The sequence below is a fragment of the Staphylococcus sp. 2S1 genome, assembly GCF_046721335.1.
Classification (GTDB): domain Bacteria; phylum Bacillota; class Bacilli; order Staphylococcales; family Staphylococcaceae; genus Staphylococcus; species Staphylococcus equorum_A.
In genome coordinates, this window is record NZ_JBEUUJ010000003.1 from 1,313,861 (window position 1) to 1,331,235 (window position 17,375).

The following is a 17,375-nucleotide window of genomic DNA, read 5'->3' on the forward strand; positions in this document are numbered from 1 at the left end:
ATTTCCATGAACGTAAGGACACATTAAGTGATGATGAGTGAATTGTTAATCTTGCCAATTTTAATTTGTCTTAAAAGAGTTTTGATTTTTTAAATTTATTGAAGCTGATTGGAAACAGTCGCTGTAAATGGAGGATTTTTTGGATGTTTAACAAGAAAAAAGATAAGTTCATGGTGCAACTTGAAGAAATGGTCTTTAACTTAGATCGAGCGGCAATTGAGTTTGGGAAAATGGATTTTAATACGCACTTAGATCTGAAAGCTTATTCAGACAATATTAAAAAATATGAATCACACGGTGACGAATTAATGCATCAAGTGATTTCCGATTTAAACCAAACCTTCATCACACCAATTGAACGTGAGGATATCCTTTCATTATGTAATGCAATTGATGATGTTTTAGATGCAATAGAAGAAACGTCAGCGATGTTTGAAATGTATTCAATTGAATATACAGATGAATACATGGCTGAATTTGTTGATAATATCCAAAAAGCTATTGCAGAAATGAAATTAGCTGTTGGGTTACTTGTTGATAAAAAATTATCGCATATGCGTATTCATTCTATTAATATTAAAGAATTTGAAACAAATTGTGATGGCATTTTACGTCAATCAATCAAACATATTTTTAACAGTGAAACAGATCCAATAACGCTTATTAAAATAAAAGAAATTTATGAAAGCATGGAAGAAATTGCAGATAAATGTCAAGCTGTAGCGAATAACTTTGAAACTATAATTATGAAAAATAGCTAAGGAGTCCTAACTAATGGAATATATTTTAATCATCACAGTAGCTATCGTTATTTTTTCACTTATCTTTGACTTTATCAATGGTTTTCATGATACAGCCAATGCTGTCGCTACTGCTGTTTCAACCCGTGCATTAACGCCTAGAACTGCTATTATATTAGCATCAGTTATGAACTTTATTGGTGCATTAGCTTTTACTGGAGTTGCGGGTACAATAACTAAAGATATTGTAGACCCATTTAAATTAGAAAATGGGCTTGTTGTGGTGTTATCAGCGATCATTGCAGCAATTTTTTGGAACTTGCTTACTTGGTTTTATGGTATACCGAGTTCATCTTCTCATGCGTTAATTGGTTCCATTGCGAGTGCGGCTATCGCATCGCAAGGGTCGTTTGCCGTATTACACTATGAAGGTTTTACAAAAATCATTGCTGTATTACTGATATCACCAGTAATTGCTTTTTGTGTAGGTTTCATTATGTATTCAATTGTTAAAGTCGTATTTAAAAATGCAAACTTAACAAAATCAAATAGAAACTTTAGATTCTTCCAAATTTTCACAGCGTCGTTACAATCATTTTCACATGGTACCAACGATGCTCAAAAATCAATGGGTATTATTACATTAGCTTTAATCGTAGCTAACTTACAACCAGGTGGTTCTGTTGAACCACAATTGTGGGTTAAAATTGCCTGTGCCACTGCTATGGGGTTAGGAACAGCTGTTGGTGGTTGGAAAATCATTAAAACAGTTGGTGGTAATATAATGAAAATTCGTCCGGCTAATGGTGTCATGGCAGATTTATCATCAGCTTTAACAATCTTTGTAGCATCTTCATTACATTTTCCGTTATCAACGACGCATGTTGTTTCTTCATCTATTCTAGGTGTAGGCTCATCTAATCGTATTAAAGGCGTGAAATGGAATACTGCGCAACGTATGATTGTTACATGGGTTATCACAATGCCGATTTCTGCAATTGTTGCCGCCCTTGTTTATTTCGTTATGAATATCTTCCTATAATTAGGTATGTTATAGCGTGATTAGCGTTTGAAGTATAAAAGAGTTTGGGCGTGATTGTCTATTCTCAAAATAAGACCGAGGCTGAGCATGTATTTTATGTCCCAGCCTCGGTCTTTTATTTATAGACATCAGTGACTTTGTTATAAGCATTTAATAAGATATGTTAGTAAGTAGGCAGTAAAAGCTATTTACAAGCTCATAAGACGACTGAGTGAGCTTATGAGTGATGTTGTATGTGATCTTGTTTAAAATAGTTCAAATAAAAAAGCAGTTAGCATTCTAAATAGAAGTCTAACTGCTTTTTTATTCAATATGAAATTCATACATTAATGAATATAATTATAGCTTGAAGCTTGTGAAGCTGGGATTGTACGATAATCTACTGTCCCTGGTGCAGTATTATAATTCATTTCTGAAATTAAAATACTACCATCTGGATTAACTTGTTCTACATAAGCTACGTGACCAATAGGGCCTTCGTAATTTTGCATAATTGAGCCAACGCTTGGTGTATTATTTACAGTATAACCATCTGCTGCTGCATTGTTTGCCCAATGATCAGCATTCCACCAATATGTGCTAATTGGTTTACCAGTCTCAGCTCTACGATTAAATACGTGCCATGTACATTGACCCCAATCGTATAGATTAGCATCACTTGCTGATGAACTACCTGTATTTTGGTTTGGTGTTGTTGTACCACCAGAACCGCCAGAACCACCAGTTGCCCCTGGAATTGTTAATGTTTGATTCGGATAGATTATGTATCCACTCAAATTGTTTGCTGATATAAGCTCATCTACTGAAACACCATAATTGTTTGCAATTGTGTTTAATGACTCACCAGATTCTACAGTATGCGTTGAGCCGCCAGATGATTGTGAAGAAGAGTTTGAACTTGAGCCTTGCTCTTGTGAACCACTTCCACCAATTTCAATAACTTGTCCCGGAAATACAATATTGTTATTGATATCATTACTTTGTTTGATTTCATCTACTGAAACACCGTATTGTTGTGAAATTGTCCAAAGTGACTCACCAGATTTCACTGTGTGTTGTGTTGATGCATCGGCTTCATGATTAGAAATAACCGCTGCAGCGCCTGAAGCAGCTGTTACTGCAAATGCTAACTTTTTCAAAAGAACTCCTCCTTCAATTCCTATATACCCTAAAAGCAGATATGTATTAAATATATGTGATAGTTTCTTTAATCTGAATTCACGTTCCATACTATCAAAAATCAGATGTTTTGTGTGTGTTGTTATAAAGATGTAATATTATTAATATTTGAGTGCAAAAAGGGTTAAGTCCCTCAAGACGCTTATTATGCGATTTATAAGACTTTATAAAGAGAGAATGGTATTTAGTTTTTTCGTATTTGTAACAATTAAGTTGCTTGTAGTTAGAAATAGATAGGATTAGCTCAATACACTTGGAAAATTATAAGAATTATGTTTGGTATGGTTTGAAATAGTGAAAGTTAAAGTATTACGTTTATTGAAGGTTATTGATGTTATTATAATATTCAAGTATTTAAATATTATTTTATAGTTAAGGAGTGAATCAATTGGCTGAAACGGCACAACATATAAATAAGCATAAACAACAGTCTAAAGATAAATCTAAGTCTCATGCTTATGGAAAAGTATGGCTCTTTTTTGTCTATTACTGGATTATTTTTGGCATTGGTTGTTACTTCGGACAATACTTGCCATTGGAATGGAGAAGACCTTTATCATTCGTATTACTTGGTTTAGTTCTTATCACTGTTATTTTTAACAGAGCGCGTAAATATGGTTTAGTCATTTCTCACATATATGCAATTGTAGTAGGATTGCTATCATTCGCAACATTTACGACATATATGCAAAATTTAGGACCTGAAGTATTCTATAAAAATGTAATTCTTGCCATTGCAGGATTTATGGTGTTCGGCATTATAGGCTTTTTTGTAATTGGTAATGCCGCAAGTATGGGTAAATATTTATTTGTAACATTAATAGCGCTAATTGTTGCAAGTTTGATTGGTATGTTTATTCAAAATTCATTGTTCCATACGATTATTACTGTGGTAGGTCTATTATTGTTCCTTCTTTACACATTATACGATTTTAATCGTATGAAACGGGGGCAATACTCACCAAGAGAAATGGGCTTTAATTTATTCATCAATTTATTACACATTATAAAATATGTTTTAAGACTAGCGAATAAATTTAGAAAATAAAGAAGCAACTATCGATAAAGTATTTGCTTTTTGATAATTAAGTAATTAACATGAGTACACCCTTAAAGTTGATTTTAGTATTTAACTTTAAGGGTGTATTTTTACATTCAGCGAATATTTAGTGATGAGACGATTTTAAAAAAGTGACCTAATTAGTGTTTATTATAATTTAGTTAAATTAATAAAAAAGTGTTGACAAATTTAATTATTTTATTCAAAATTACGTAAAGATAAAAGTATATTGATTCAAATAAAAAAATACAAAAATAAAACAGTGTTACTTCGCAAGGTGTTAGATACATTCATCATAATTTCAATTGGAGGTGTGATAGCAATGAATGAAGAGAAAAAGGCGCAATTTTTAAATGTTTATAAAGAATATAAAAGTTTAACGCATTACATAGAACAAAAATATAAACTGACAATCAATGATGTAGCAGTTTTAGAACTCATTCAGCAAAATTGTAGTGAAAAGCATATGTTGATGCGACCATTTTTAAAAATTGCTACTGCGGAATTGGATTTGAGTAGAACTAAAGTGCTTGCTTCCATTCGTCGTTTGATTGATCAAGATAGAGTAAGTAAGATACGTTCAACAGAAGATGAACGTAAAGTATACTTATTAATGAACGAAAAAAACGCAAGCACATTACAAGGCATTATTAGATGAAATTGAATCATATACTGAATAAAAAATGTGGATCAAGTAATGAGATGTCCTTTATTGATTCATATTTTGAGATGATTTAAAAGACTAGTGATACACATGAAATTCTGTTGCGTATGACTAGTCTTATTTATTATGTAATATATAAGGTGTGGTTATTTGTCATTTATATACGTAGTTCTATGTAATAGAGCTAAATTATTGTATAATATATCATGTTAATAAAAATATTTTTCGAGAAAGTGTGATGAAAGTATGGGACGTAAGTGGAATAATATTAAAGAGAAAAAAGCTCAAAAGGACAAAAATACAAGTCGAATTTACGCTAAATTCGGTAAAGAAATTTATGTAGCGGCTAAATCAGGTGAACCAGATCCGGAATCAAACCAGGCGCTAAGATTAACTTTAGAAAGAGCTAAGACTTATTCTGTACCGAATCATATTATTGATCGAGCGATAGAAAAAGCTAAGGGCGCAAGTGAAGAAAACTACGATGAATTAAGATATGAAGGCTTTGGACCAAATGGGTCAATGATTATCGTAGACGCATTAACAGAAAATGTGAATAGAACTGCTTCTGATGTACGTGCGGCTTTTGGTAAAAATGGCGGTAATATGGGTGTTTCTGGGTCAGTTGCGTATATGTTTGATCATACGGCTGTGTTTGGTATTGAAGGCAAATCAGCAGATGATACCTTAGAGGCATTGATGGAAAAAGATATCGATGTGAGAGACATTATTGAAGAAAATGGGTTAACTATTATTTACGCTGAGCCAGATCAATTTGCTCAAGTTCAAGATGCTCTACGTGAAACAGGTGTTGAAGAATTTAAGGTCGCTGAATTTGAGATGTTGCCACAATCAGATATAGAATTATCTGAAGAAGATCAAGAAGCGTTTGAAACCTTAGTTGATGCTTTAGAAGATTTAGAAGACGTTCAAAATGTTTTCCATAATGTGGATTTGAAGTAATATGGATGGAAATATTCAGTATTGGCTTAACCAATTAGATTTACAGCCACATCCAGAAGGTGGCTATTATAAAGAGGTTATCAAAGCTAATTCAAATTATCTAAATGAAAGAGCAAGCATATTCAAGTATTTATTTCTTGTTAACACATGACAATATATCGCATTTTCATCGTATTGATGCAGATGAAATATGGTATTATCACGCTGGGGATTCTCTAACAGTGCATATGATTGATCCGGATGGACATTATCAAAGTGTGACAATTGGTAAAGACCTTGAAACAGGTGATGTTCTACAATACGTGGTTCCAAAAGGGACGATTTTTGCGTCTTCGATTGAAGGTCAAAATGGTTATGCACTTGTTGGTTGCATGTGCCAACCCGCATTTGAATTTGAACATTTTGAACTACTTAGTAAAGAATGGTTAAATAATCAATTTCCAAGTTTAAAAGATGTTCATGAACGTTATGCCTTATCCGAAAGTGATATAGCTCGAAATTAGTTAATTTCTAATTTAAAACATCTGTATATGAATAAAGGCCTATCAGATTTTTAGAATCTGATAGGCCTCTCATTTTTAATATTAATACTTCGTACTGGTTAGTGAAGTAAGTTTATTTTGCTGTTCCAAAGACTTCATTTGCAATTTCTACAACGTAAGCTAGTTTGTTCCATTGCTCATCTTCAGTCAATTTATTGCCTTCTTCTGTTGAAGCAAAGCCACATTGTGGACTCAAACAAATTTGATCTAAATCAACATATTGTTGTGCTTCTTTAATACGTGCTAGGATGGCAGATTTATCTTCTAAGTCACCAGTTTTTGAAGTGAAAAGACCTAATACAGCTGCTGAATTTTCTTTAGGGAAGAAGCGTAATGGCTCAAAATCACCAGAACGATCATCATCATATTCTAAGAAAAAACCACCTAAATTTTCTTTGAATAAATAAGGTGCGACTGGCTCGTAACCACCTGAAATTGCCCAAGTAGATTGATAATTACCACGACAAATATGTGTAGTAATAAGTAGGTCTTCTGGTAAATCTTGGACTGCTTCATTTACAACACGATATGCAAGTTGACGTGTCGCTTCTTTGTCTGCTTCAGTACGATCACGTCCACGTGTTTTCTGAGAACCAGAAGTTAGGTTAGCCCAATAAACATCATCTAATTGAATGTAACGCGCGCCTAATTCATAAAATTTGAGTAAACTTTCACGGTAAGCCTGAGCCACATCATGTGCATAAGCTTCGATATCTGGATAAATGTCTTCATTTAATATATTTGGATGGAACAATTGGTTTGGACTTGGGATAGATACTTTTGCTGTTGCACGTCCGTTAACTTTGTCATATAAAAATTTAAAGTGTTCAAAATGTGGATGATTTGGGTTAAAAGCGACTTTACTTTCAACTTTAACATTATGATTTCTTGTCTCAACACCTTCAAATGCTAAACCACGATCAGATGTATAGCCTTTGACGCCACCTAAATTTTCTAAGAAATCGAAATGCCACCAGCTTCTGCGGAATTCGCCATCAGTGATGCTATGTAAACCTACTTCTAGTTGTTTCTCTATGATGTGCTCAATTTCTTCGTCCTCGATATCTCGTAATGCTTGTGCATCGATGACTTCATTTTGATAATCTTTACGTGCATCTTTTAGGCGTTGTGGTCTTAATAAACTACCGACATGATCGGCTCTAAAAGGTCTTTGAATGACTGCCATGTTACTAGCTCCTTTATTTATAGAATTTTCAGAAAAATATAGATAAAATCTATCAAACTTTATTATAATTGTCAATTTCGCTTTTACACTATGAAATATAGTACAATAATAATAATTAAATTCGTGATACAAAATTGGAAGACGTTCAGTATAATCCATAAGATGACATAAAGTAAACAGTTTTATATAATAATGACAAGGAGTTGGTGACAGTGAAAGTAAAATATATTGATAAGCGTCAACTGGCGTCGTATCATTGACAAAGAGTATACAGAAGTCAAAGTAAACAACAACAAGTTCAAGGGTATTATTGGTTTGGTGACGATGAAAAAAGTACGAGAACCATTAGAGGTCACAGTGGTGGGTCAAAATATTATTGTTGCGGATGATAACTATCAATGGCTACAAATCTTGCCCGAAAAAAAACGATATAGCATTACAGTGATGCTAGATGACAAGGGCAACCCATTAGAATATTACTTTGATATAAATATTAAGAATGTTACACAAAAAGGAAATGCACGTACAATAGATTTATGTTTAGATGTACTTGTATTGCCAAATGGGGAATATGAACTTGTAGATGAAGATGATTTACAACGTGCTTTAGACCAAGGACAAATTACTAAAAAACAATATCACGAAGCTTATATTATTGCGCATCAATTAATGATAAAAATTGAAGCTGATTTTTCAACTATGAAAGATAAAATTATGTATTGTTATTACAAGATTAAACAAAAATCAAAAAACCACAACCACCCATTACATGGTAAAACCAAACATAATGAGCATAAACATAAACCATATAAACATAAACCACACAAGCCACACGATCATAAACATCCAAACAAGCATATTAAAAATGAAAACCACAATCAGCAAAGTCACAATTACAACCAAAATTATCCAACGCATCGCGACTCAGAGCCAGAACATTAAGCTTATATGCACTTATATAATTGGATGATCTATGCATGGTGAATCGGTGTATGAGTATGATGTGAATCATGTTATAGTGACACTGCTAGATGATAAAGAATAAAGAACAGACATCATTTAAAGATTGAAATGATACTATGAAATGTTTTGAGAAAATGAATAACAATCAATAAATGAAGTGATTAAAAGTGCTTTTTAAAATATAGGGGGATAATATGAAGATTGACGATTATCGCTTGTTAACCACTTTAGATGAAACAAGAACACTAAGGAAAGCAAGCAGAAATATTATATATTTCACAACCTCGCAGTAACACAACGTTTAAAATCAATTGAAAATGCTTTTGGTGTAAATGTTTTTATACGTACTAAGAAACAATTGATTACCACAACAGAAGGTTCGATGATTATAGAGCATGCAAGAGATATGCTAAATAAAGAGCGTTTGTTTTTAGATAAAATGCAAGCGCACATTGGTGAAGTCAATGGTACGATTTCAATCGGTTGTTCTTCATTAATAGGACAAACTTTATTACCGCAAGTATTAAACTTATTTACACGCCAATTTCCTAATGTAGAAATTCAAGTTCAAGTAGGTTCGAGTGAACAAATTAAAGCAAACCATAGAGATTACCATGTGATGATTATACGTGGGAATAAAATTATGAACTTAAGTAACACACACTTATTTAATGATGAGCATTATTTTATTAATCCTAAAAATCGATATGAGGATGTTGATAAAATGCCATTTATTGAATTTCAAGCAGATCCCATTTATATTAACCAAATTAAAGAATGGTATGGGAGTCAAATTGGTCAAGATTATCATGCTATGATTACTGTTGATCAAGTGGCTACATGTAAAGAAATGTTGTTGAATGGTGTCGGTGTAACAATTTTACCTGAAATCATGATGAAGCATCTAGACCGTGATCAGTTTGAATTTAGACGTGTAAATATAGATGAAAAACCATTGATTCGTTCTACATTTTTAAGTTACGATTCTAGCATGTTACAATTGCCTCAAGTAGAATCATTTATCAATTTAATGATGGAATATGTTGAATAACATCAATGAGAGCTAATACATAAGCATTGATACATTGCGTATTTAAGTAATATACAAGAATTGACACCTAATTTATTAGAATAGAGGTTTGTTATATGTTTAGTGCTTTATTACATATTAAGAATTACAAACTATTTGTAGTCAATATGATGCTTTTAGGTATGGGAATCTCAATCACTGTACCTTATCTTATTTTATTTGCGACCAATGATTTGGGTATGACTTCTACACAATATGGTCTGCTATTAGCATTAGCAACAATCAGTCAATTTATAATGAACACGATTGTTGCACGCTTTTCTGATACACACAATATAAATAGGAAAGTCATAATTATTACAGCACTGTTAATGGGTGCTGTCAGTTTTTCTATTTACTTCTATATTCATGAAATATGGATATTTATTGTTATGTATGCTGTTTTTCAAGGATTTTTCGCGCCTGCAATGCCTCAAATGTACGCTTCAGCTAGAGAGTCTATCAATGTTTCTGCTTCAAGAGATAGAGCGAAGTTTGCGAATGCCGTATTGCGTTCCATGTTTTCATTTGGATTCCTGTTTGGTCCGTTAATCGGCGCTTTATTATTAGGTGTAAATGGTTATGCAGGGTTATTTACTGGAACTGTTACCATTATTTTATTTACACTGATGTTACAGGTATTCTTTTTTAAAGATATCAAAACTAAACAAACAACAACTGATGTGAATCAAGTTGAGGCGAAAGCCCCTAACATGTTACATGACAAGGCATTATTAGTTCCATTTTTAGCCTTTATTTTATTACATATTGGCCAATGGATGTATACATTGAATATGCCGTTGTTTGTCACTAAATATTTGAATGAAGCTGAAGGATATGTAGGCGGGTTAGCCAGTCTATGTGCCGGTTTAGAAGTTCCATTTATGGTCGTGTTAGGTATTTTATCAGCTAAGCTCACGACACGTGTTTTACTGATGTTAGGTGGACTATTTGGTGGGCTATTTTACTTTAGTATTGGCGTATTTGAAAGTCTAGTGATGATGTTTGTGGGACAAGTATTTTTAGCTATTTTCTTAGCAATATTACTTGGTTTAGGCATCAGTTATTTCCAAGATATTTTACCGGATTTTCCAGGATATGCATCTACACTTTTTGCTAACGCGATGGTGATAGGTCAGTTATGTGGGAACTTATTAGGTGGAATTATGAGTCACTGGGTAGGTTTAGGTAATGTATTCTTTGTATCGGCGACAGCTATCTTTTTAGGTATGATATTAATATACTTTACGAAAGATCAAAAATTCACAGAAGAAAGTATGGAGTAGATAAAAATGACAGTAATTTTATGGCTATTAATTATCGCATCATTCGTCTTAGCATTTGTAGGTTTAATTAAACCTATTATTCCATCAGTGCTTGTATTATGGGTAGGGTTTTTAATTTATCAATTCGCATTTCATAATGGTAATTTATCATGGATATTCTATGTATCAATGATTTTATTCACTGTGTTTATTCTGGTAGCAGATTTCGTCATGAATAAATATTTTGTGAATAAATTTGGTGGTTCTAAGCTCAGCGAGTATGCGGCACTTATTGGTGTAATCGTAGGTTGCTTTGTATTTCCACCATTTGGAATTATTATTATTCCATTTATTGCGGTACTCGTTGTTGAAATGATACAAGAACCTAACTTTTCAAAGGCTTTAAAAGCAAGTTTTGGATCCATCGTAGCATTTTTAGCGAGTGCTGTTGCGCAAGGGATTATCATGTTTATCATGGTCGTGTGGTTCTTTATTGACGCATTACTAATTAATTAAAATTAGCGAGTTAGCTATTGTCATAAGAAGGGTAATTAAGTGTTCTAAGCGCTTTTAACTTTCATTTGATGATTGCTAACTTTTTTTGTGTTCTTAGTAGTATGATGATGTAATGCAATTTATTAAATGGATACAGCTAAAATTAAATGTAAGCGAATTATTTATAAAAATGGAAAGAAATCAAGCAATACCCTTGTTTTTGGCAACTGAATTTTAGTATAATCACAAAATGTGTGAAAAAATAAGAGTTTTGAAGGGAGTCAAAATGAAATATCCAATTGCTATATGGATGCTTGCAATCGGTGCGTTTGCAATAGGTATGACAGAATTTGTAATTATGGGGTTATTACCTAATATTGCACGAGATTTTGACGTAACTGTAAGTCAGGCAGGACAACTTATAACTGGCTATGCATTAGGTGTTGCAATCGGTGGGCCTATCATAGTTATGTTAACGATTAAATGGAATAGAAAATATTTATTACTCGCATTAATGGGTATTTTTATATTAGGGAATTTTGTTGCTTCATTTAGTACGAGTTATGGCTTTATGATGACGAGTCGTATTATTACATCGTTGGCTCATGGTTCATTCTTTGGTATAGGTTCTATTTTAGCTGCGAATATGGTGCGGCCAGAGAAACGTGCAAGTGCGATGGCACTAATGTTTATGGGATTAAGTTTAAGTAATATTTTAGGTGTACCATTCGGGACATTAATAGGTCAAAACTTTGGGTGGCCGATGACGTTTATCATTATTTCTATTATAGGGACATTAGCACTTATAGGTATTATTATTTTTGTGCCTATGCAACGTGACACGATAAAATCATCAATGAAAAAAGAATTACAAATTTTAAAAGAAAAACGTTTATGGTTAACATTAGCAGTGACATTATTTGGTTTCAGTAGTGTGTTTGCATACTTCACTTATATTTCTACGGTATTGACTGATGTATCAAATGTACAAGAAAACTTGATCTCTTATCTGTTAATTATTTTTGGAGTAGGTGTGACATTAGGTAACGTCGTAGGTGGTAAACTTGCGGATTGGAATTTAAATAAAGCATTACAAATTATTTTTTCTATCTTTATCGTTTACTTCCTATTATTATACTTTATACAAATGAATGGTTTCTTTATGGTAGCAGGCATATTCTTCTTTGGTTTAATCGGCTTTAGTATGAGTCCATCATTACAATTTAAAAGTACGATTATTTCTAAAGATGCGCCTACGCTTGCAAGTACATTAAACCAATCTGCATTTAATTTAGGTAATGCGCTAGGTGCCTTTATTGGTGGCGTTGTCGTGACGAATTTACCGATAGCATCATTAAGTTTAATTGCACCAATCTTAACTGCAATCGGTCTGGTATTCTTGTTTATTAGTATCGCTGTGGAGAGAAAAGAAGGCATGGCGCCTTAATAGCAACGCATATCACGTAACAATATGAATAAGAGAACTGGGACATAAATATCTCATTCTCAAATGAAAAGCACTAATCTATTAGTTTATAATAGATTAGTGCTTTTCTATTTAAAATATGTCGCTTTTGAAGGTGGACGCTAGGTGCACGTAGAAAATCAGGTGGTAGTAAGTACAGTACTTTATTAAAAGTCTAGGCATTATAACGAAATAGCCGCTGTTATTCAAAGAACAAAATTATAAAGATGTATTCGCATCTTTATTTGTATAATGATGATCAATAAATAAAGCGATAGGTATAACGACAAATGAGATTATAATAAAAGACCAATTACTAATTAATATATAAGGCCCAAATGCTAAAAATGATTGAGGAATGAAAAATACATAAAATATTGCATATAATAGTAATAAAATGACGATATACGTTAATATCCATGTCCAATGAGACTTTGTAAAACATTGCATTTGCACAGTTCGGAATATCATCCATATAAATAGAAAAATGATAAAAATGCCCACTAACACGACAAGAGGAAATGAATATAAATATAATCGTTTCGCACCAATGAAAAAGCCAATAAATCCTTTAAGAAAACAAAATATCCCAAATAACAAGAAAATATGCTGAATAATGTATTTGAAAATATTTAAAACTGTTTCGTTTGGTAATTTTTTGAGTTCCTTTTTGGCATGTGACTTAGGATCATGTTCAAAGAAATCCATGGCGAGTATGCCTTCTTTTTCAGCTTCTAATAATTGATTTAAAATACGATTTAACATTTTTTCAGAATCGTGAGGGTTAACACTTAAATCCGCTCGGACGTATGTCATGTAATTTTCGAATGCATCTCTATCTGTATTATTTAATCGTAAAGCTTTTACATTATTTTCTCGCATTAATTTGTCAGTAGATTTCATTTGAATTTCGCAGTCCTTTTTATAGAATGTAATGATAAGGATTATTATGACGAATATAACATTATAAATCAACATTACTTTTTAAAGGAGAAAATATGGAGAAACTTACACTTAAACAAAAACAATATATTACTAAAATCGCAGACATACATGAAAGTGAGCTTGCAAAACAAAATGAAGATTATCGGAAAAGTCGTTTATCTGTTGTACTACGTGAAGAAATGATAAATCATGGATTGAAATATAATACAGATATAGTATGGCTTGAAACACAGAAAGAACAACTTATAGGTTTTATTTGGGCACGCTATTTAAATGATTATAATAAAGTGATCATAGAAATGCTTCATGTTAATGAAGCATTTCGTAAACAGGGGATTGCTACGCGTTTTAAAAATGAAGTCGAAGCATGGGCAAGAGCACAAGGCGCTCAAAAAATTGAAAGCACAGTGGCCAACCACAATATTCAGATGCAACAATTAAATCTAAATATGGATTATCATGTTAGTAAAGTCATAATGACTAAAAATTTAAGGGTAAATAATGAAGATAATACAGAAAAATGATAAAATTAATTTATTATAATAGCATGAAAAAGGAGTATTTATATGAAAAAGTGTTTAGCACTCATATTAGCATCGACGATTGCATTAACCGCTTGTGGGAAAGATGATGAAAAAGCTTCTTTAGAAAAAGATATTGATAAATTAGAGAAGAAGAATAAAGATTTGAAAAAAGAAAAAGAAAAACTGGAAAAAGAACAAGATAAACTACAAGACCAGTCGAAAAATTTAGAGAAAGAAATCAATGTCGAAACATAAAGCATACGATTTTAAGGCGTTATTCATTACTATTCTTATGTGTAATCTATAGTAAAAATGATTGGCTTTGTTACAAAATTGACGAACGAATTTCCGGAAAAATAAAATATTATTTGTATAACATATAGAAATCACATTTAATGCTATTTTAGATGATATTTCTTTATTTCCTAGGAAATCATTGTATTATGGTTTTAGTAATTGGTATAATGGGTATCATTAAACATAATAAAGATTAATATAAAACATACAAAATAAATTTTTAAAATATGAATTTTGGAATATAGGTCGATTATTATTCAGTAATATTCACTTCATAGGACAAATGTAAGAATGAAGTAGATTAATAAGTCGTCTATATAGAAAGAGGGGTAAGCATTATGCATGAACAAGATTTTAATTTATTAGAAGGTCGTTCAATTACTTTACCTGAATTAGGTAGAGAATTAGAAAGTATTACAGGTAGAGAAATAAAAGATTCAACAGGTGAAATCAAACGCGTGATTGCGCATTTACCTAACTTTGAATCTGATACAGATACGTTTGTTGCTACTTATAAATTAAACCATAAAAATGATTTTATTGATGCAACATTTACTGCACCCAAAAGTGAACGTAATCGCTTAAAAGAAGTAGCTGTTAATCTTGAATTAATTAGCTATATTACAAGAGCATAATCAAATTATAAATAATATTATGGTAGCGCGATATGAAAAGATTCATAACGCGTTACTTTTGTATAGAAAATTATATTTCCAGTATAGAGGTGTAACATATGACAGTTTATATTGAAACTGAACGTTTAAGGTTACGAGACTGGCAAGAGGAAGACTTATTATCATTCCAACAAATGAATGCGAATCAACAAGTTCGTAGATATTTCCCGAGTTTATTAAGTTATCAACGTTCAGAACACGATATGAATAAAATGAATGAAATGATATTAGATGATGGCATTGGTTTATTTGCTGTAGAACTTAAAGAAACCAATGGGTGGTTAGGTTTTATAGGTTTGAATTATGTGACAGAAGAGAGTAAATTTCCATTTGAAGAGTTACCATTTTATGAAATTGGTTGGCGACTCATTCCAGAAGTTTGGGGCAATGGCTTAGCTACTGAAGGTGCAGAAGCGGTATTGAAGTATGCGAAGGAACAAGGTTTAAATGAGGTATATGCTTTTACTGCGGAAAGTAATGAACCTTCACTCAAAGTGATGGAAAAAATAGGGATGGAAATTTATGATTATTTTGAACATCCAGAATTAAGTAAACATCATCCACTTCATAGACATGTAAGATATTATAAAAACTTAGCTATGTTAGGTGATGAAGGCTTAAGATAAGGTGTTTAATACGATGTGAAGTAAGCAGTTTATCTGAATATGTTAGTGGATTCAATGAGAAAAATTGTGAATATACATGAATTCAGGGTATACATCAACTTTTTTAAAATAATAAATCTCATCATTAGTTTTGAACCTAGTGATGAGATTTTCTTTTTTTAATATTACTTAATTTAAAGCAGTGGGTGTTTGAAATTGAATCAATTCACTTAATGATTTTAATGCTTTATCTATATCGTTAACATCTATATATGAATAAGAAAAGCGTATATAATCTTTGGATTTTGTATCATATATTTCTCCGGGATTGATTAAAATTTTGTGTTTTATAGCTTCGTCAAACAATATTTTCATATCAATAGGTACATTTAATTTAAACCATATATAAAAGGAACCTTTTGGTGTTTTCCAAGTGCCTAAAGCAATTAAGTGCGTGTTCAATGAATGTAAAAACACATCTCTTTTCTTTAAAAGTGCGTGCTTCAATTTGATTAAATGTCTTTCATGATAAGAAGGTGTATTGAGCCATTCAGTAGCAACGAATTGTGAAAGTGAACTTGCTCCATAATCATTTTGCATTTTTAAGTCGGCTAAATGTTGTACTACTGAAGGTTTTCCTATAATCCAACCAATTCTCAGGCCAGGACTCACAGTTTTCGACAAACTATTGAGATATAATATATTATCATTATCCTCAAAAGACTTTAATGGAAGTGGACGTTCATCACCAAAATATAAATCGCCATATACATCATCTTCTACAATTGGTATTCCAGCTTTTTTACATTGAATGATTAATTTTTGTTTTTCGTCTATTGTATATGAATGCGTGGTTGGATTATGTAATGTAGGAATACAATAAAAAATACTATTATTGTATGCTCGATGTTGCATTAAAAATATTATTAATATTTCTTTTTATTTCAAAAATAGGTATATGTTTAATATCAGCTCTAATATTATGCCAAGTACGTATAGAATTAATGTATGATGGCGTTTCTATAATGATTTTCGATTGTGGGACGAGTAAGCCATCAGCAATTAACTTCAGGCCTTGCAAAGCACCGGAAGTGATACAAATATTCTCCTCATTACATATTATGCCTGATTTTTTTACATGGTTTGATATCGCTTGTCTTAATTTTAAACTACCTTGTGGGTGCTCATAGTTTGTATTAAGTAAGTCTTTTTCGCTTGTAGAAAGAATTGCTTTGAATTTTTCATTTGGAATTAAATCTGGACTAAGTTCTCCAGTGCTTAAGCGAGTTAAATTAGATTCAAACTCTAATTTGTTAATCATTTGTATAAAGTATTGATTGTTTTTTGAACTACTATTACTAATATATTTTTGCCAATTTGTATTGTTATTTATGTAAGTGTTCCACTTGTTGTCTGAAAGATAAAGTCCACTTCTTTCTTTTCCTTCTATAACACCATAACTTTGAAGAATATCTAAAGCTTGTATAATAGTTGAACGGTTTACATCGTAGTAGTTTGCCATTTCTCGTTGCGATGGCAATTTCATACCACGTTTAAATGTCTCATTATTTATTTTTGAAATGATATCATCGACGATTTTTTTGTATTTGGGTTTGAACATATATACGCTCCTATATAAAATCTGGTTGGTATTTTAATTAGCTTCTGGTTGGTCCGATTTCCTTGGATTTATTATA

Annotated in this window: 14 protein-coding genes and 5 pseudogenes; 15 read left to right on the forward strand and 4 right to left on the reverse strand. The window is 31.9% G+C overall.

The window, feature by feature from the left end; all coding sequences use genetic code 11:
- The first annotated feature begins 143 nt into the window (after nucleotides 1–143).
- Both ABLV90_RS06890 and ABLV90_RS06895 read left to right on the forward strand, forming a co-directional pair.
- Nucleotides 144–761 (forward strand): DUF47 domain-containing protein, encoded by a 618-nt coding sequence (locus tag ABLV90_RS06890; RefSeq protein WP_002508370.1) that lies wholly within the window; start codon nucleotides 144–146, stop codon nucleotides 759–761.
- Nucleotides 762–774: 13 nt separating this feature from the next.
- Nucleotides 775–1,782, forward strand: coding sequence for an anion permease (locus tag ABLV90_RS06895; RefSeq protein WP_460872394.1), 1,008 nt, complete (start codon nucleotides 775–777; stop codon nucleotides 1,780–1,782).
- A gap of 326 nt (nucleotides 1,783–2,108) precedes the next feature.
- Here ABLV90_RS06895 and ABLV90_RS06900 read toward each other — a convergent pair whose 3' ends face one another.
- Nucleotides 2,109–2,921 carry a LysM peptidoglycan-binding domain-containing protein gene (locus ABLV90_RS06900; protein WP_069815230.1) on the reverse strand — a complete coding sequence of 271 codons (813 nt, stop codon included), beginning with the start codon at nucleotides 2,919–2,921 and terminating at the stop codon, nucleotides 2,109–2,111.
- Between the two features lie 428 nt (nucleotides 2,922–3,349).
- Between ABLV90_RS06900 and ABLV90_RS06905 the strand changes: the two genes are divergently transcribed.
- The 4 genes and pseudogenes from ABLV90_RS06905 (at nucleotide 3,350) to ABLV90_RS06920 (ending at nucleotide 6,151) form a co-directional block, all read left to right on the forward strand.
- Nucleotides 3,350–4,009, forward strand: coding sequence for a Bax inhibitor-1/YccA family protein (locus ABLV90_RS06905; protein WP_069815232.1), 660 nt, complete (start codon nucleotides 3,350–3,352; stop codon nucleotides 4,007–4,009).
- 334 nt (nucleotides 4,010–4,343) lie between these two features.
- Nucleotides 4,344–4,701 (forward strand): annotated as a pseudogene (locus ABLV90_RS06910) (transcriptional regulator, SarA/Rot family).
- 230 nt (nucleotides 4,702–4,931) lie between these two features.
- On the forward strand, nucleotides 4,932–5,648 hold the full coding sequence (locus tag ABLV90_RS06915; protein ID WP_069815234.1) for a YebC/PmpR family DNA-binding transcriptional regulator: 717 nt from the start codon (nucleotides 4,932–4,934) through the stop codon (nucleotides 5,646–5,648).
- 1 nt (nucleotide 5,649) lies between these two features.
- A pseudogene (locus ABLV90_RS06920) lies at nucleotides 5,650–6,151 on the forward strand (cupin domain-containing protein).
- Between the two features lie 112 nt (nucleotides 6,152–6,263).
- Here ABLV90_RS06920 and ABLV90_RS06925 read toward each other — a convergent pair.
- Nucleotides 6,264–7,376, reverse strand: coding sequence for a 5-methyltetrahydropteroyltriglutamate--homocysteine S-methyltransferase (locus tag ABLV90_RS06925; protein WP_460872395.1), 1,113 nt, complete (start codon nucleotides 7,374–7,376; stop codon nucleotides 6,264–6,266).
- A gap of 212 nt (nucleotides 7,377–7,588) precedes the next feature.
- Between ABLV90_RS06925 and ABLV90_RS06930 the strand changes: the two are divergent.
- From ABLV90_RS06930 to ABLV90_RS06950, 5 genes and pseudogenes are all read left to right on the forward strand, one after another.
- Nucleotides 7,589–8,318: pseudogene (locus ABLV90_RS06930) on the forward strand (DUF402 domain-containing protein).
- A gap of 215 nt (nucleotides 8,319–8,533) precedes the next feature.
- Nucleotides 8,534–9,390: pseudogene (locus tag ABLV90_RS06935) on the forward strand (LysR family transcriptional regulator).
- A 95-nt stretch (nucleotides 9,391–9,485) separates the two neighbouring features.
- The gene (locus ABLV90_RS06940) at nucleotides 9,486–10,694 is read left to right on the forward strand and encodes a sugar efflux transporter (RefSeq protein WP_460872396.1); all 1,209 of its coding nucleotides are present in this window, start codon (nucleotides 9,486–9,488) and stop codon (nucleotides 10,692–10,694) included.
- A gap of 6 nt (nucleotides 10,695–10,700) precedes the next feature.
- On the forward strand, nucleotides 10,701–11,189 hold the full coding sequence (locus ABLV90_RS06945) for a DUF456 domain-containing protein (RefSeq protein WP_069815247.1): 489 nt from the start codon (nucleotides 10,701–10,703) through the stop codon (nucleotides 11,187–11,189).
- Nucleotides 11,190–11,454: 265 nt separating this feature from the next.
- Complete coding sequence (locus tag ABLV90_RS06950) at nucleotides 11,455–12,615, forward strand: MFS transporter (protein WP_460872397.1); 1,161 nt, start codon at nucleotides 11,455–11,457, stop codon at nucleotides 12,613–12,615.
- A gap of 237 nt (nucleotides 12,616–12,852) precedes the next feature.
- Here the strand turns inward: ABLV90_RS06950 and ABLV90_RS06955 are convergent, their stop codons facing one another.
- On the reverse strand, nucleotides 12,853–13,536 hold the full coding sequence (locus tag ABLV90_RS06955; RefSeq protein WP_069832660.1) for a DUF1129 family protein: 684 nt from the start codon (nucleotides 13,534–13,536) through the stop codon (nucleotides 12,853–12,855).
- A 95-nt stretch (nucleotides 13,537–13,631) separates the two neighbouring features.
- Here ABLV90_RS06955 and ABLV90_RS06960 point away from each other — a divergent pair, with 95 nt between their 5' ends.
- The 4 genes from ABLV90_RS06960 to ABLV90_RS06975 all read left to right on the forward strand — a co-directional run bounded on the left by ABLV90_RS06960 (nucleotide 13,632) and on the right by ABLV90_RS06975 (nucleotide 15,699).
- The gene (locus ABLV90_RS06960; RefSeq protein WP_427705299.1) at nucleotides 13,632–14,102 is read left to right on the forward strand and encodes a GNAT family N-acetyltransferase; all 471 of its coding nucleotides are present in this window, start codon (nucleotides 13,632–13,634) and stop codon (nucleotides 14,100–14,102) included.
- 42 nt (nucleotides 14,103–14,144) lie between these two features.
- Nucleotides 14,145–14,357 (forward strand): SA0632 family lipoprotein, encoded by a 213-nt coding sequence (locus ABLV90_RS06965; RefSeq protein WP_460872398.1) that lies wholly within the window; start codon nucleotides 14,145–14,147, stop codon nucleotides 14,355–14,357.
- Nucleotides 14,358–14,737: 380 nt separating this feature from the next.
- Nucleotides 14,738–15,034 (forward strand): hypothetical protein, encoded by a 297-nt coding sequence (locus ABLV90_RS06970; RefSeq protein WP_069832662.1) that lies wholly within the window; start codon nucleotides 14,738–14,740, stop codon nucleotides 15,032–15,034.
- Nucleotides 15,035–15,132: 98 nt separating this feature from the next.
- Complete coding sequence (locus ABLV90_RS06975) at nucleotides 15,133–15,699, forward strand: GNAT family N-acetyltransferase (protein ID WP_069832663.1); 567 nt, start codon at nucleotides 15,133–15,135, stop codon at nucleotides 15,697–15,699.
- Between the two features lie 168 nt (nucleotides 15,700–15,867).
- Here ABLV90_RS06975 and ABLV90_RS06980 read toward each other — a convergent pair.
- Nucleotides 15,868–17,299 (reverse strand): annotated as a pseudogene (locus ABLV90_RS06980) (PLP-dependent aminotransferase family protein).
- Nucleotides 17,300–17,375 lie beyond the last annotated feature (76 nt).